The organism is Paenibacillus sp. IHB B 3415, assembly GCF_000802655.2.
GTDB lineage: Bacteria > Bacillota > Bacilli > Paenibacillales > Paenibacillaceae > Paenibacillus_AQ > Paenibacillus_AQ phytohabitans.
In genome coordinates this window covers 104,971-119,865 of record NZ_JUEI01000022.1, presented here as the reverse complement: position 1 = coordinate 119,865, position 14,895 = coordinate 104,971, and the positions used below count along the sequence as shown (strand labels likewise).

The window sequence follows — 14,895 nt, the reverse complement described above, 5'->3', positions numbered from 1 at the left end:
TTTGAATCGGTTGACGTAGCAAATTTTGCTGTGATATTATATTTAAGTATTGTTTTACGCAGGTGTAAGTAACAAGGAGGTGTAATCTATGTCCCGCAAATGTACAGTAACAGGCAAGAAACCGGGCAGCGGCAACCACGTGTCTCACGCAAACAACCGCAACCGTCGCTCTTGGGGAGTTAACGTTCAGAAGGTCCGTATCCTAGTGAACGGCAAACCGAAACGCGTGTACGTCAGCACCCGTGCTTTGAAAGCCGGTAAAGTTGAACGCGTTTAGTCTTGGATTATCCTAGACCTAGCGATATCTCATATCAAGTAGAAACGGACATGCCGTCCTTAAATAGACGGTATCCGTTTCAGCGAGAAATAGAAGGACACTTTATAGTGCAAAGCATATAAAGTCTTATATTTGAAGCAAAAAGCACCCTTTACATTCGTAAGGTGCTTTTTTTCATGTTTTCTGTTCTGCCTCGCTCAGCTCTTCTGAAAAGTGTTCAAAATCGCTTTAACAAAACCTCCCAAAAATCTTGGCAGCTTGAACGTGTAAAATTTCATGATTAACCCTCCCATCAATTCATGCCATGCAGTAGGAGACTATCCTGTCATGATGTGTATGCCAACGAACTGCAGACCTCCCTTATTGTACAAAAAAAGGCTACATGAGATTTCTGCTCATGTAACCATATTTATGCGGGTATAACTTGGCCTATACCTAAGCGCTCCGGATTAAAGGACAGCACCATCCGCCGCCTCGCGGATCGCCCGGATTGCACCTGCGCGGTCACTGCGTCCGAAGACCGCATTGCCCGCTACCAATACATCAGCCCCTGCCTGCGCCACGAGAGGTGCTGTAGCTTCGGCAATTCCTCCGTCCACCTCAATACGCAGCCCCTTGTGATTGATCTCACCGGCCCATTCTCTAAGCTGTGTAATCTTATGCAGCGTACGCGGAATGAAGGCTTGTCCGCCAAATCCCGGATTCACTGTCATGACCAGCACCAGATCAACATCCTCGAGAACCTCACGCACAGCAGCTGCCGGAGTACCCGGATTAATCGCCACACCGGCCATCAGGCCGAGCTCCTTGATCTGATGAACCACCCGGTGCAGGTGTACACAAGCTTCTGCATGGACGGTAATTACAGCCGCCCCTGCGGCGGCAAAATCAGCAATATACCGTTCCGGATTCTCGATCATCAAATGAACATCAAGCGGTAGGGAAGTATGGGCTTTGACCGCTGCCACAATGGCAGGACCCAGGGTAATATTCGGCACAAAATGACCGTCCATCACATCTACATGAATCCAGTCCGCACCGCTGGCTTCGGCTTCCGCGACTTCTGCGCCAAGTGCGGCAAAATCTGCTGACAATATGGAAGGAGCAATAATAACCATGTGTTTAGTACCTCCGCTTTTTATCTTTCATTTCGTTGTAGAACAGCTTGTAATGCTCATAGCGGCTGTCCGCAATCTCTCCAGCCTGCAATGCTTCTATCACCTTGCAGCCCGGTTCGTGAAGATGGCTGCAGCCGCGGAATTTGCAATTCTCCGCATAGGAAGCGAACTCACGGAAGCATTCGGACAATTCATCCACACCCAGCTCCAGAAAGTCCAGCTGGCTGAACCCTGGTGTATCGGCTACGAAACCGCCATTCCCGATATCCATTAATTCAACGTGACGCGTCGTATGACGCCCGCGGCCAAGCCGCAGACTGATTTCGCCTGTCTCCAGCTCAAGGCCCGGTACGAGGCGGTTCAGCAGGGTTGACTTCCCTACGCCGGACTGGCCTGAGAATACACTGATGATTCCGCCCAGGCGCTTCCGCAGCTCATCGGCGCCTGATCCGTTTAGTGAGCTCGTAACCATTACTTCATAGCCAATTTGTTCATAGAGAGCTTTGACTGCCTCTGTAGCCTGGCCCTCATCATCCGCCAGATCCTGCTTGGTCAATACAATCAGCGTGTCCAGTCCGGAATGCTCGATGTGAACGAGAAATTTATCCAGCAGGTTGAGGTTCATATCCGGTTCCCGTACAGAGAACAGCAGTACAGCCAGCTTCACGTTCGCTACCTGCGGACGGATCAGTTCAGAATCACGGGGGAGCAGTTCATCCACCATCCCCTCCCCGTTCTCGGTCAGCATATAGATAATCCGGTCACCTACCAGAGGAGCTATTCCTCTTTTTTTCAGTATTCCGCGTCCCCGGCATTGTACAGCCTGTTCCTCCGTTGCGATGAGTCCATCCTTAAGCGGCTTCACATAATAATATCCGCTCAGCGCTTTGATAATGATTCCTTCAGGCATACATATTAAGCCTACCTCTCCTGATTTTGCGCAAATGACCCAAGATTATATCCCCGGGTCATTTCGCCGCTCCAGCTGTAATGGTGTTGCCACCGCCCCGCTGAAGCTTATCTCTTTTTATTTATTTTTGCCCTTGCCATTTCCAGGGGAAGCGGCAAGCAGTTTATTATTGTTGTCTTTACCTGGTACGAAGCCCGTCTGATCACCTGTACCTGTCTCTTCGCCCTCTCCGGTGCCCGGCGGCAGAATCTCCGGTTCGATCGTCGGCTCAACCGGAGTCTCGGTCGGTGCAACGGTCGGCTCAGGTGTCTGTGTCTGAACCGGAGGTGGTTCAGGCGTCTGCACATTATTATTCTTGACATCCACGTAAGTTATAGGATAAGTCTCGAGGAAATCCCCGTCCCGGTACACGGATACCATCCCATCCTTGTTGGGAGCAAGCAACATGTTCACGGATAAGGTCTGACTTTTGCCAATCGTGCGTGTGCCCCACTCCTGGTTCTCGCCATTATTACGCGCATCTGCAAAGACAATGCGGATTTTGCTCTTCTTCCCGTCCACTGCTGGTGCAACCGGTACGTTAAAGGTATATTCCAGTGCTTCCGGCGGATAACCTGAACTGAGGTAAATAGTTATTTTCTCTCCGGGAGGAACCTGATCCCCTTCCTCATACGCCCACTGCTTCGTGACTTTGCCCTTCTCATAAGTAAAGCTTGGCTCTTCCTTAATCTCATCCAGCACAAGTCCGGCTTTCTCAAGCGCTGCCTTCGCTTCCTTCTCCGTCATTCCAAGGAGGCCCGGCATATTCGTGCTCTCTTTCCCCTTACTCACGATCAGCTTAACCGTTACAGTCTCAGGATCATACTCACTATTTGCCTCAGGCTCAGAGCTGATTACTTTGCCCTTCTCAAATTCCTCACTGAAACGTTCGTCCGGAGTGATTCTATTCTGGGCTATACCTAGCACAATTAACTCTTTGACGGCATCATCATAGCTCATATTAGAAACATCCTTAAGCTTAGGCAGTACCTTGGCAGTACTTACCGTCAGAATAATATGCGTCCCTTCCTTGACCATCGTGTCAGTCTTACTCTGTTTCCAGACGATATTCTCTTCAAAATTCGCGTTGTACTCCTGCACGGGCGGCTCCTCTGCGAACAAGCCTACCTCTTCAAGGGCAGCTTTGGCTTGCTCAAAAGAAATACCGGTAACAACAGGCACCGCCACTTCATCCACGGACAATTTGGAGTTGACATACCAGACGACCCCGCCCATGGCGATCAGCAGTATCAGGGTAAGACTGATCCACAGCGCCGCGCGGCCTGATTTGCGCTTGCCGGGTGGAGGAGGCGGAGCATCCTCCATACTGCGGACACGTTCCTCTCCGCCGCCGCCACGGCTGCCCAGACCCCGCTGGAGCGGTTTGATTGCAGGAATCACCCGCGTTCTGTCCTCGTCCTCTTCGTCATCGAATAAGACCTTGGACTCGCTCCGCCGCTCTGGCAGCAGACAGGTCTCCAGATCCTGCAGCATTTGCTTGGCGGACTGATACCGTTCTTCCGGATTCTTGCGCATTGATCTCAGGATTACATTCTCCACGCTTTGCGGAATCAGCGGATTCAGCAGGCGCGGCTCCTCAAATTCCTCCTGCAGATGCTTCAGCGCTACACTAATCGGGCTTTCCCCCAGAAAAGGCAGCACTCCGGTAAGCATCTGATAGAGCACGATCCCCAGAGAATAGAGGTCGGACTTCTCTCCTGTGGTCACGCCTTTGGCATGCTCCGGCGAGAAATAATGTACGGAACCGACCACGGAACCCGTCTGGGTTATGGTAGTGGACGTAACCGCCCGGGCAATCCCGAAATCCGTTACTTTAACCCGGCCATTACGGCCGATCAGAATATTATGAGGTTTAATATCGCGGTGAATAATCTGGTTCAGATGCGCATGATCAAGCGCATCACAAATTTGTGATGCAATCCGCACGGACTCGTCAACCTGCAGCGGAGCCCGCTCTTTAATAATTTCGTTAAGATTCTTGCCTTCAATATATTCCATAACAATATAATGGACTTCATCTTCCTGGCCGACATCGTAAATGCTGACTACATTTGGATGAGATAACGATGCAGCTGATTGCGCCTCCCGCCGGAACCGGCGGATGAATTCCTCATCATGCACAAACTGGTTGCGCAATACTTTGATAGCAACATTCCGGTTGAGCAGAATGTCATGGGCTCTGTAGACGAGCGCCATGCCACCTCCACCGATCCGTTCGATGACTTGGTAGCGGCCGCCCAATTCGTGACCGATCATCTATCCCACTCCTTTGTCTCGGGCACTGCGGCCTCTCCTTGGTGTTCTAACATAGCAACGCTGATATTATCGTTGCCGCCGGCAAGCAATGCCAGCTGAAGTAATCGATCCGCTCTTTCTTCCAGAGAAATCTCATGAATTCCGGCTACCTTGGCCATATGCTCGGGGCTGACGAAATTGCTGAGTCCGTCGCTGCACAGCAGCAGAAGCTCCCCAAGTGCAAGCGTAACAGAAGCCAGATCCGCAGAGACCACGGCATCCGTCCCCAGAGCCCGGGTCAGCACATTACGGCGCGGATGGCTGCCCAGCTCCTCCAGGCTGATCTGGCCGTTCTTGAACAGCTCATTGACCAGCGTATGGTCCTCGGTTAGTTGTATTGCAGCACCGTCCTGAATGAGATATGCCCTGCTGTCTCCGATATGGCCGATGTATCCCGCTGACCCTTTCAGTAGAGCAGCTACGATGGTAGTCCCCATGTTGTGGTATTTCTCATCGCTTTGAGCCTCTTTGTGGACCGTGTGATTGGCTTCCAATATGGCTGCTGACAGTGCCTCCTTCAGCTCTGCCTCCGGAAGATCAGGCTGCAGCTGGTCCAGAATGTTCCTGACCGTCTCCAGTGCAATCCTGCTCGCGGTATCGCCGGCCAAATGTCCCCCCATCCCGTCGGCTATAATGCCGAGGGTATAACCGTGGCGCGTAGCGCCGATCCAGACCGAATCCTCATTGACGGTACGTACCCGGCCAATGTCGCTGGCTTGAACTGTTCTGATCAAATATCCTCACCCCAACTCCATATGTTTGGCACGCAGCTGACCGCATGCGGCCGCAATATCATGGCCTTGCTCACGGCGGATCGTAACGTTCACGCCATGATCGGCCAGTATACGCTGAAATTCAAAGATATCATTGCGGGAAGTCCGTACATACTTGCGCTCAGGCACATGGTTAACCGGAATCAGGTTCACATGGCAGAGCATGGTCTTAAGCACTCCCGCTAATTCCTCGGCATGCTCGGGCTGATCGTTCACGCCGCCGATCAAGGCATATTCGAAGCTGATCCGGCGGCCTGTCTTGGCCTGATAGTAGCGCAATGACTCGATTACATCATCAAACGGATAGCGGCGGTTAACCGGCATCAGCTTGGAACGGAGCGTATCATTAGGCGCATGAATCGAGATCGCCAGATTGATCTGCGTATCCTCGTCAGCAAACTTGTAAATATTCGGCACAATCCCGCTGGTCGATACTGTAATATGGCGCTGGCCAATATTCAGACCCTTCTCATGGATCATGAGGCGCAGGAATCTCATGGTTGCGTCGTAGTTCTCGAAAGGTTCGCCGGTGCCCATGATAACAATACTGCTGACGCGTTCGCCGCGGGCATCAAGAATCTGCTGGGAACGCACTACCTGGGCCACAATCTCCCCTGCGGTCAGATCGCGCTTCAGACCTCCAAGCGTCGATGCGCAGAAGGTACAGCCGATCCGGCAGCCCACCTGGGTAGTTACACATACGCTGTTGCCGTAATTGTGCTTCATGATAACTGTCTCAATCGCATGATCATCATGCAGACCAAACAGGAATTTCACAGTACCATCTTTGGATTCCAGCTTCGTAATTTCAGTCAGAGCCGAAATACTGAACTGTTCCACCAGCTTGCCGCGCAGTGCCTTGGAGAGATTGCTCATGGATTCAAAATCATTGACCCGCTTCACATACAGCCAGTCAAAAATCTGTCCGCCGCGAAAAACCGGCTCTCCGTTATCCTTGGCCCACTGCTGCAACTCTTCTAAAGAAAAATCATATATTAAAGGTTTCATTGTTTTTAGCACCTGTTCTTTCGTAAAGTATATGCGTATTATTTCTCATTCTTCCTATTTTAACACAAATTCCAGAGCCGGTAAAAGAAAAGCCCGCCGCGCAAAACCTCTGCGGGGCGGGAAGCTGTAATTCCATGCAGAAATCACTATATTACGAGAGTCGCTCCAGCCGGGCAATATAGAATCCGTCGCTTCCGAAATGATGGGGAAGCAGCTGTATTCCATCGCCTGCGGCAATTGCGGTTCCCTCAAGCCGTTCCCAGACGGCGGTCTTGAAGCTGACCGGAGCGAACCCGGGATTATGCTCCAGGAAATCCCCGATAATCCGGCTGTTCTCCGCCTGCTCGGTAGTACAGGTGCTGTAGACCAGCACACCGCCAGGCTTCAGGAGCCCGGCGACCGACTGCAGCAGTTCATGCTGCAGCGCAGCTACGCTGTCCACATCTCCGGGCTGCTTCCGCCACTTCAGATCCGGCTTGCGCCGGATCACCCCAAGCCCCGAGCAAGGGGCATCCAGCAGAATCCGGTCGAAGGATTCCGGCTGAAGAGCGGCACCCAGCTGCAGTGCGTCGCCGCTTAAGGTAGCGATGCATTCCAGACCCAGACGAGCCGCCTGATCTGCGATAAGCTTCGCCTTATGCTCATGCAGATCATTGGCCAGTATAGATCCTTCGTCCTTCATCAACTCGCCCATATGCGCGCTTTTGCCTCCGGGAGCGGCACAGCAGTCCAGCACCTTCATTCCTGCTTCAGGAGCTACAACTTCAGCCACCAGCATGGAGCTTTCATCCTGCACTGAGAGATATCCGTCCCTGTACCAGGAAGTCAGAGCCATATTGCCGCCGCCCTTAACAATCACCCCGAAGGGGCTAACCTTCGATTCAGAGGCCTCAAGACCCGCTTCGAGCATCTCGGCCAGCAGCGCCTCACGGCTGATCATAGTTATATTCACGCGGACACTGACCGCAGGCGCTTCATTATTCGCGGCACACATGGCCTCCGCCGTGTCTGTGCCATATTCTGCAGACCAGCGCTGCACCATCCACAGCGGATGGGAATGAACAATAGAGATCCGCTCTTCCCGGCTGAGTCCCTCCGGCAACACCGGCAGTTCCCCGGCCCGCAGCACGCTGCGAAGCACGCCGTTAACCATCCCGGAAATCCCCTGATGACCGCGTTTCTTGGCTATATTCACAGCCTCATTAACGGCTGCATGCGAAGGAACCCGGTCCAGATACATAATCTGGTACAGGCTCAGACGCAGCAAATTACGCACCCAAGGCTGAAGCTTAGCTACTCCCTTGCTCACGAAACCCTCCAGAACATAATCCAGAGTAATCATCCGTGAGATCGTGCCATACACCAGCTCAGTAGCCAGTCCGGTATCTTCACGGCTGAGAGCGCCTTTCTGCAGGCTGCTGCCGAGCAGCAGATTGCTGTAGGCCCCCTGCTGCTCTACGCGGACAAGAACATCAAGCGCAACCTCGCGTGCAGAAGCTGCCGCCGGCGGTTTGCCGCCCGGCTTCTTCTTGCCTGCTCCTCTGGCTTGACCACCCGGAGCTGAGCTCCCGGAAGCCGCTGACGTATTGCCGCCAGAGGGATTACGCGGTCCGCCGCCTTTGCCGCCCGCGCTCAACCCAGCACCGTGCCGGGCTTAAGACTTGCGCCGCGGCTGAAATCTGCCGCACTCATCGCTTTTTTGCCGGCAGGCTGTACGGTTGTCAGCAGGAGAATCCCGTCGCCGGTCTTCACTTCAACCCCTCGTTCGCTTACAGACAGCACTGTACCCGGAGCAGCATTGCCGTGCCGCACTCATCGCTTTTTTGCCGGCAGGCTGTACGGTTGTCAGCAGGAGAATCCCGTCGCCGGTCTTCACTTCAACCCCTCGTTCGCTTACAGACAGCACTGTACCCGGAGCAGCATTGCCGCTGGCGGAACTGCCGTTATCCGGCTTCGCCGCCGCCCATACCTTGAAGGTCTCGTCATTCCATAGGGTGAAGGCACCCGAGAATGGTACCAGTCCGCGGATACGGTTATAGGTTGCCAGTGACCCGGCCGTCCAGTCGATCCGTTCATCTTCGCGGCTGAGATTCGGCGCATAAGTTGCTTCGCTGTCATCCTGCACCGTCGCCTCTACACGTCCAGCCGCGAGGCGCGGCATTTCCGCCTTCAGTAAATCACGTCCGGCAATGCTCAGCTTCCCGAACATGGTGCCTGAGGTATCCTCGTCCTCGATCGGCACCTCTACCCGCGAGATCATATCTCCGGTATCCAGTCCTTCCGCCATATACATCAGCGTCACACCCGTTACCTTCTCACCGTTAATGATGCAGCGCTGGATCGGGGCGCCGCCGCGGTATTTCGGCAGCAGTGAGCCATGGACATTCACACATCCGTTCTTCGGCAGCTCCAGCACACTCTTCGGCAGAATCTGCCCGTAAGCCGCTGTAACAATCAGATCCGGCTCATAGGCAGCCAGTTCAGCTACCGCCTCCGGGCGCCGCATCCGTTCCGGCTGAAGAACTGGCAATCCCAGTTCAAGTGCAGCCTCTTTCACAGGTGAAGGGGCAAGCGTCTTCTTGCGTCCTTGCGGACGGTCCGGCTGGGTAACCACAGCGACTACCTCATAGCCCTCCTCCAGCAGCATCCGCAGGGAGGGTACCGCAAAAGCCGGCGTTCCCATGAACACTATCTTCATTTCATTCACTCCTCAGTTTCACTGCGTTCTGCTGTATACTCATATACCTTCTCGGCGATATCCGTGAACAGCACACCGTTCAGGTGATCGATTTCATGCTGAAAAGCCCGTGCAAGCAATCCGCTTCCGGTAATTGTAACTTCGTTGCCTTCACGGTCCAGACCGCGTACGGTTACTGTCTCTGCACGGCGTACATCGCCGTTCAGGCCGGGGATACTCAGGCAGCCTTCAGGTCCGAACTGCTCCCCGTCCATGCTGATAATCTCAGGGTTAATCAGCTTGATCAATCCATGCTCTTCATCGGCATCGATTACGATCAGACGCTTTAGAATTCCAACCTGCGGAGCTGCGAGACCAACACCTTCCGCGTCATACATCGTATCCGCCATATCGTCGAGCAGTTTTTGCACATTCGGGGTTACGGTTGTTACGGTCTTAGCTTTCTTGTGTAATACTTCATCCGGTTCTTTCACGATCAGCCTGATTGCCATTACAAAAACACCATCCTTGTTCTGAACATGTCTATAGTATATAAAATGAAATCATTCTTTCATTTCATAGTAAAACACCTTACCCATTGTAACACGCCGGGAGATTACATCAACATCTGCGGGTCCACATCAATGCTGATCTGCAGTCCTTTGTCACGGACAGAGTCCTCCAGCTCCTCGGCCACCTGACGGGCCAGTCCGATCGCATCAATCGCACCGCGCCATTTAATAATACACTGGAATCTGTAACGGCCTTTGAGCCGCGGCAAGGGTGACGCTACGGGACCCAGCAGATCCAGTGCATCCGAGGAAAGCTTATCCAGACTGCCATACCAGCGCAGCTGCCTTGCTTTGCCCTGGATATTCAGGGCATAATTCTCCGCCAGCTTCAGCAGCAGCGGAAGCTGCTCATGCGACAGCGTAACCAGAATCAGCCGGCAATACGGCGGATAATGCAGCTCCTTGCGGTGCTTCAGCTCATCCCGCACGAACGACCTGTAGTCATGACCGCTGGCATGGATAATCGAATAATGCTCCGGTGTATAAGACTGCACAACCACTTCGCCAGGGAGCTGATGTCTGCCCGCTCTTCCGGCAACCTGTGTGAGCAGCTGGAAGGTCTTCTCGGCCGCCCGGAAATCCGGCAGGTTCAGCGCCGAGTCCGCAGTGATAACACCGACCAGGGTAACATCGGGGAAGTCTAGTCCTTTAGCCACCATCTGCGTTCCCAGCAGTACATCGGCCTTCTTATCCCTGAACTGGTTGAGCAGCTTCTCATGTGAACCCTTCTCTGTGGTTGTATCCACATCCATGCGGATGACGCGGATACCGGGAAACAGCTTGCCAAGCTCCTCTTCAACCCGCTGGGTCCCTGTCCCGAAGAAGCGGATATGCTCGCTGCCGCATTCGGGACACAGCTTAGGTGCCGGCTCGGCATGGCCGCAGTAATGGCAGCGCAGATTGTCGCTGCGGCTATGATAGGTCAGCGAGATATCGCATTCCGGACAACCGGCGACATATCCGCAGCTCCGGCACATGACGAAGGTAGAGAACCCTCTGCGGTTCAAGAGAAGTACCGTCTGCTCCCCGCGTTCCAGCCTGCTCACCAGCGCAGCATGCAGCCTGCGGCTGAACATCGAGCGGTTGCCTTCCTTCAGCTCGTCGCGCATGTCGACCACTGCCACCTTGGGCAGCTCGTTGCCGAGTGCGCGGCTAGGCATCTCCAGCAGGATAGGCGAGAAATGAATATCGCTCTGTGATCTGGCTGCGTGATAGCTCTCCAGCGAAGGCGTAGCCGAGCCCAGAATCACTACTGCCCCGCCCTGTTCAGCCCGGCGGACCGCGACATCACGGGCATGGTATTTCGGATTTTCTTCCTGCTTATAGGAGCCCTCATGCTCTTCATCCATAATAATGAGGCCCAGATTGGCAAACGGAGCAAACACTGCCGAGCGTGCGCCGACAGCAACCATCGCTTTGCCCTCACGGATCTTGCGCCATTCGTCGTAGCGTTCGCCGACAGACAGCCGGCTGTGCATTACCGCCACCCCGCTGCCGAACCGGCCTTTGAACCGTTCAACCATCTGTGGAGTCAGGGCAATTTCCGGCACCAGCACTACAGCCTGACGCCCTTGCTCCACACAGCGCTGAATGCACTGCAGATAAATCTCCGTCTTCCCGCTGCCCGTTACCCCGTGCAATAAGAAGACTTCATGCGTTTGCTGCTCTACAGTTCCCACAATCCGCTTATAGACAACCTCTTGCTCCGCTGTCAGCGGCAAGGGTGTGCTCGGCTTGAAATCGCGTCCCTGATAGGGGTCGCGGTATACTTCAATTTCACTAATCTCAATATACCCTTTGTCCTCCAGAGCCTTCACCGTGCCGGCCGTAACCTGAAGAACCGACAGCACATCCTTGAGCGGCATGGGAAGTGTTGCCTCCATATCGATCAGGAAGGACAGGACTTCCTTCTGGCGCGCCGAACGCGCCGGGAAGCCGGACAGGGATTCGCGTGCTGCGGAGAGGCCTATGGCCAAATCAACCGCCTTTAGCTTCTTCTTGCCCATCTTATCCTTGATCGACTGGCTCTCCGCCAGCACACCGCGCCGCACCATGAACTTTACAGTCTCAGCAGCCTCCGGGAAGGTGCGGGTCAGCAGCTTCATGGATACTTCCCCGTGGCGTCTGACGAAGTCAGTAATCTCCTGCTCTTCGTTGTCAGTCTCCAGGAAAAGCGGAAACAGCTCATCTCCGGGAGTATCGGCTGCTGCCTCTGTATCACCTAGCGAGATCAGCCGCTCGGCTTTGCCCTTCAGGGCAGTCGGAAGCATAGCCTGCAGTGCGGAGATCCGTCTGCAGGCATATCTTTGGCTCATCCAATCCCCCAGCTCAACCAGCTCCGGCGACAGCGGAGGCAGCAGATCGAGCACTTCCACAATCGGCTTCATTCTTGATACGCTGCCGGTCTCTCCCGATTCCAATGATACAACAAAGCCCTGAACCGTACGGGGTCCAAATGGAACCGCCACTCTACTGCCCACTTCAATCCAAAGCTTCAGTGAATCTGGAATCAAATAGTCAAACGGCCGGTCGGTGCTGCGCACAGGAACATCGACAATGACCTTGGCAATATCCATTATAACAAGGCTCCGGCAACACGTTCAGCGGCAAGCTGCAGTACCCGGCGCGCCACCTCATCCTTGGAAGCTAAGGGAAGATCCAGTACCAGGCCGTTTGCATCATAGACCGACACAATGTTGGTATCCGTGCCGAATCCGGCACCTTCTACAGCAACATCATTAGCGACAATCAGATCCAGGTTCTTGCGCACCAGCTTGTCCTTGGCGTAATATTCCGCATTTCCGGTTTCCGCGGCAAACCCGATCAGGAATTGCTTATCCTTTATTTTGCCGAGACTTTCCAGAATATCGGTAGTTTTCACCAGTTCAAGGGTCATGGTGTCACCGCTCTTTTTGATCTTGGACTCCGCGCTGTGTCTCGGGCGGTAATCTGCGACAGCCGCCGCTTTAATGAGAATGTCGCAATCGGCCCAGCGTTCCGTGACCGCTTCATACATATCCTGCGCCGATTCCACGCGGACCAGCCGGATATCGGCATCGCGCGGCGGCGCTTCATCCGTACGCGCGGCGATCAAGGTAACCTCTGCCCCCATGGCGCGTGCTGCCCGCGCCAGCGCGAAGCCCATTTTTCCGGAGGAATCATTGGAAATGTAACGGACAGGATCGATACGTTCAACCGTACCGCCAGCGGTGACAACTACCTTTTTACCCGTTAGCAGTCCGGATTTCCTGTCATTCTGCAGCGCAAAGAAGTTCTCCACAACCTTCACGATGGCTTCCGGCTCTTCCAGCCGCCCTTTGCCCACGTAACCGCAGGCCAGCAGTCCTTCGCCCGGTTCAATAAAGTGTACCCCCCGGTTGTATAGTGTATCGATATTGCTCAATACCGCCGGATGCTGATACATGTGAACATTCATCGCAGGAGCCACCATTACAGGAGCTGTAGCGGCAAGCAGTGTAGTCGACAGCATATCATCTGCCAGCCCATGCGCCATTTTGGCAATAATATTCGCTGTAGCCGGTGCGATCAAGACCAAATCGGCCGAATCCGCCAGATCAATATGCGAGATGGAGGACGGGTCGCGTTCCTGAAAAGTATCGCTGTATACCCGCTGCTTGGACAATGACTGCAGTGTCAGCTCCGTAATGAACTGCTTGGCCGAAGCAGTCATAATAACATGAACCTCGGCGCCTTGCTGGGTAAGCTTGCTGGTTAGGGCCGCCGCCTTATAGGCAGCAATGCCTCCTGTAATTCCGAGTATAATCGACTTTCCTTGTAAACTCTTCAAACTGATCTCCCCCCTGTACCTCAATCTGTGCCCATTGTATATGCCGCTATGAAAAGAAGAAATGAAAATCTTCATATTTACGTCAAAAGGAAGCTCCGCTTCATTATTTCCTTATAAATAGAGAAAAAAATAACAACCTTCCGGTTGTCAGGAACAGCCCGGTGCGGGCTATTATCTATTTCATTGTGCAGCTTAACTGGCTTAACTCAAGAAGAAACGGCTGCGCCATCCCTAAGCGGGATGGTTTCCGTTTCTGCTGTGAGCCTTGAGCCGGAACCTTGAGACTATTCTTCGTCGCCGCGGGTTACGATAATGCGGTCTTCATAGATCTCTTCAAGCGCAACACCAACATACTTGTGCGATCTCGGGTTCTTGATATCAGTCTTTCCGCCTTCACGGAGTGCTCTAGCCCGGCGGGCTGAAGCGACAACCAGGGAATACTTGCTGTCGACCTTGGTCACCAGTTCGTCAATGGATGGATATAGCATGTAAAACACCTCTTCATCTTTTACTATAAATATGAACCAATCCTGTAGAACCTATCATCTCACCTTACAATGTTCGGCGATAATAATGCTTTCTATTCGCTTGCAGGCCAGATCGATCTCGTCATTCACTACTGCGTAATCATAATGCCGGATCAGGCCGATTTCATCCTCTGCAACAGACATGCGGTGATTAATCACATCAGGATGCTCCGTACCGCGTCCGCGGATACGGTCCTTCAACTCGTCCATCGACGGAGGAAGAAGGAAGACAAAGATGCCTTCTGGGAATTTGTCTTTGACTTTGAGAGCTCCCTGAACCTCGATTTCCAGAATAATATCTCTTCCGCTCTCGAGTGTTCTCTCCACAAAGTCACGCGGAGTACCGTAATAATTGCCTACGTACTCCGCATATTCGAGCAGCTGGTCACCTTCAATCATGTCCGCGAACTGCTCTCTGGATTTGAAAAAATAATTGACGCCGTTCTCTTCACCTGCACGCGGTGAACGCGTGGTGGCGGAAACGGAATAGACGAGTTCAGGCATCTTCGGCCGCAGCGCAGTGCATACCGTACCTTTGCCGACGCCGGAAGGGCCGGATAATATGATCAGCAATCCTTTTGACATAGTACACTCCATTTGTTGTTATTCGTCGTTATCGTCATCTTTGCTGGATAGGCGGTGTGCAACGGTCTCCGGCTGAACGGCCGAGAGAATGACGTGGTCGCTGTCTGTAATGATGACGGCCCGCGTCCGTCTTCCGTAGGTGGCGTCGATCAGCATATGCCGGTCTCTGGCCTCCTGAATAATTCGTTTGATCGGTGCAGATTCCGGGCTGACAATGGAAATAATGCGGTTGGCCGACACGATATTCCCAAAGCCGATGTTGATTAATTTGATTGCCATGTTCCG

The 14,895-nt window shown here is 53.5% G+C and carries 15 protein-coding genes and 1 pseudogene; 1 reads left to right on the top strand and 15 read right to left on the bottom strand.

What is annotated here, in order from left to right; translation table 11 throughout:
* Positions 1–88: 88 nt before the first annotated feature.
* Complete coding sequence (gene rpmB, locus QW71_RS12370; RefSeq protein WP_019911441.1) at positions 89–277, top strand: 50S ribosomal protein L28; 189 nt, start codon at positions 89–91, stop codon at positions 275–277.
* 197 nt (positions 278–474) lie between these two features.
* On the opposite strand, the gene spoVM is transcribed toward rpmB, so the two are convergent.
* From spoVM to remA, 15 genes and pseudogenes are all read right to left on the bottom strand, one after another.
* Positions 475–555, bottom strand: coding sequence for a stage V sporulation protein SpoVM (gene spoVM, locus QW71_RS12365; RefSeq protein ID WP_020431362.1), 81 nt, complete (start codon positions 553–555; stop codon positions 475–477).
* A gap of 171 nt (positions 556–726) precedes the next feature.
* Positions 727–1,395, bottom strand: coding sequence for a ribulose-phosphate 3-epimerase (rpe, locus tag QW71_RS12360; RefSeq protein WP_039298023.1), 669 nt, complete (start codon positions 1,393–1,395; stop codon positions 727–729).
* A 4-nt stretch (positions 1,396–1,399) separates the two neighbouring features.
* Positions 1,400–2,305 carry a ribosome small subunit-dependent GTPase A gene (gene rsgA, locus QW71_RS12355; protein ID WP_039298021.1) on the bottom strand — a complete coding sequence of 302 codons (906 nt, stop codon included), beginning with the start codon at positions 2,303–2,305 and terminating at the stop codon, positions 1,400–1,402.
* A gap of 117 nt (positions 2,306–2,422) precedes the next feature.
* Positions 2,423–4,621, bottom strand: coding sequence for a Stk1 family PASTA domain-containing Ser/Thr kinase (pknB, locus tag QW71_RS12350; protein ID WP_039298020.1), 2,199 nt, complete (start codon positions 4,619–4,621; stop codon positions 2,423–2,425).
* The gene (locus QW71_RS12345; protein ID WP_039298018.1) at positions 4,618–5,394 is read right to left on the bottom strand and encodes a Stp1/IreP family PP2C-type Ser/Thr phosphatase; all 777 of its coding nucleotides are present in this window, start codon (positions 5,392–5,394) and stop codon (positions 4,618–4,620) included. Before QW71_RS12345 ends, pknB begins: the two co-directional genes overlap by 4 nt.
* 6 nt (positions 5,395–5,400) lie before the next feature.
* Positions 5,401–6,441 (bottom strand): 23S rRNA (adenine(2503)-C(2))-methyltransferase RlmN, encoded by a 1,041-nt coding sequence (gene rlmN, locus QW71_RS12340; RefSeq protein WP_039298016.1) that lies wholly within the window; start codon positions 6,439–6,441, stop codon positions 5,401–5,403.
* A gap of 151 nt (positions 6,442–6,592) precedes the next feature.
* Entirely contained in the window at positions 6,593–8,077 is a 1,485-nt protein-coding gene (rsmB, locus tag QW71_RS12335) for a 16S rRNA (cytosine(967)-C(5))-methyltransferase RsmB (protein ID WP_083442528.1), read from the bottom strand.
* Positions 8,074–8,235: pseudogene (locus QW71_RS41820) on the bottom strand (methionyl-tRNA formyltransferase); the annotation flags it as partial. The gene rsmB and the pseudogene QW71_RS41820, both read right to left, overlap by 4 nt.
* On the bottom strand, positions 8,195–9,139 hold the full coding sequence (fmt, locus tag QW71_RS12330) for a methionyl-tRNA formyltransferase (RefSeq protein WP_047013760.1): 945 nt from the start codon (positions 9,137–9,139) through the stop codon (positions 8,195–8,197). The gene fmt and the pseudogene QW71_RS41820, both read right to left, overlap by 41 nt.
* Before the next feature lie 5 nt (positions 9,140–9,144).
* Positions 9,145–9,630: a peptide deformylase gene (gene def / locus QW71_RS12325; RefSeq protein WP_039298014.1), complete on the bottom strand. Its 486-nt coding sequence runs from the start codon at positions 9,628–9,630 to the stop codon at positions 9,145–9,147.
* Between the two features lie 104 nt (positions 9,631–9,734).
* Complete coding sequence (priA, locus tag QW71_RS12320; protein WP_039298012.1) at positions 9,735–12,266, bottom strand: primosomal protein N'; 2,532 nt, start codon at positions 12,264–12,266, stop codon at positions 9,735–9,737.
* Positions 12,266–13,498: a bifunctional phosphopantothenoylcysteine decarboxylase/phosphopantothenate--cysteine ligase CoaBC gene (gene coaBC, locus QW71_RS12315; RefSeq protein WP_039298011.1), complete on the bottom strand. Its 1,233-nt coding sequence runs from the start codon at positions 13,496–13,498 to the stop codon at positions 12,266–12,268. The genes priA and coaBC overlap by 1 nt, the downstream gene beginning before the upstream one ends.
* 284 nt (positions 13,499–13,782) lie before the next feature.
* On the bottom strand, positions 13,783–13,986 hold the full coding sequence (gene rpoZ / locus QW71_RS12310; RefSeq protein ID WP_039298009.1) for a DNA-directed RNA polymerase subunit omega: 204 nt from the start codon (positions 13,984–13,986) through the stop codon (positions 13,783–13,785).
* A 54-nt stretch (positions 13,987–14,040) separates the two neighbouring features.
* On the bottom strand, positions 14,041–14,610 hold the full coding sequence (gene gmk / locus QW71_RS12305) for a guanylate kinase (RefSeq protein ID WP_039298007.1): 570 nt from the start codon (positions 14,608–14,610) through the stop codon (positions 14,041–14,043).
* Between the two features lie 18 nt (positions 14,611–14,628).
* The gene (remA, locus tag QW71_RS12300) at positions 14,629–14,889 is read right to left on the bottom strand and encodes an extracellular matrix/biofilm regulator RemA (protein WP_006209218.1); all 261 of its coding nucleotides are present in this window, start codon (positions 14,887–14,889) and stop codon (positions 14,629–14,631) included.
* Positions 14,890–14,895: the final 6 nt, after the last annotated feature.

Bases quoted from the DNA above. Each gene is read 5' to 3' on its own strand.
- priA (WP_039298012.1), bottom strand. From the start codon at position 12,266: ATGGATATTGCCAAGGTCATTGTCGATGTTCCTGTGCGCAGCACCGAC.
- spoVM (WP_020431362.1), bottom strand. From the start codon at position 555: ATGAAATTTTACACGTTCAAGCTGCCAAGATTTTTGGGAGGTTTTGTT.
- rpe (WP_039298023.1), bottom strand. From the start codon at position 1,395: ATGGTTATTATTGCTCCTTCCATATTGTCAGCAGATTTTGCCGCACTT.
- def (WP_039298014.1), bottom strand. From the start codon at position 9,630: ATGGCAATCAGGCTGATCGTGAAAGAACCGGATGAAGTATTACACAAG.
- gmk (WP_039298007.1), bottom strand. From the start codon at position 14,610: ATGTCAAAAGGATTGCTGATCATATTATCCGGCCCTTCCGGCGTCGGC.
- rpmB (WP_019911441.1), top strand. From the start codon at position 89: ATGTCCCGCAAATGTACAGTAACAGGCAAGAAACCGGGCAGCGGCAAC.
- remA (WP_006209218.1), bottom strand. From the start codon at position 14,889: ATGGCAATCAAATTAATCAACATCGGCTTTGGGAATATCGTGTCGGCC.
- pknB (WP_039298020.1), bottom strand. From the start codon at position 4,621: ATGATCGGTCACGAATTGGGCGGCCGCTACCAAGTCATCGAACGGATC.
- fmt (WP_047013760.1), bottom strand. From the start codon at position 9,139: ATGAAGATAGTGTTCATGGGAACGCCGGCTTTTGCGGTACCCTCCCTG.
- rlmN (WP_039298016.1), bottom strand. From the start codon at position 6,441: ATGAAACCTTTAATATATGATTTTTCTTTAGAAGAGTTGCAGCAGTGG.
- rsgA (WP_039298021.1), bottom strand. From the start codon at position 2,305: ATGCCTGAAGGAATCATTATCAAAGCGCTGAGCGGATATTATTATGTG.
- rpoZ (WP_039298009.1), bottom strand. From the start codon at position 13,986: ATGCTATATCCATCCATTGACGAACTGGTGACCAAGGTCGACAGCAAG.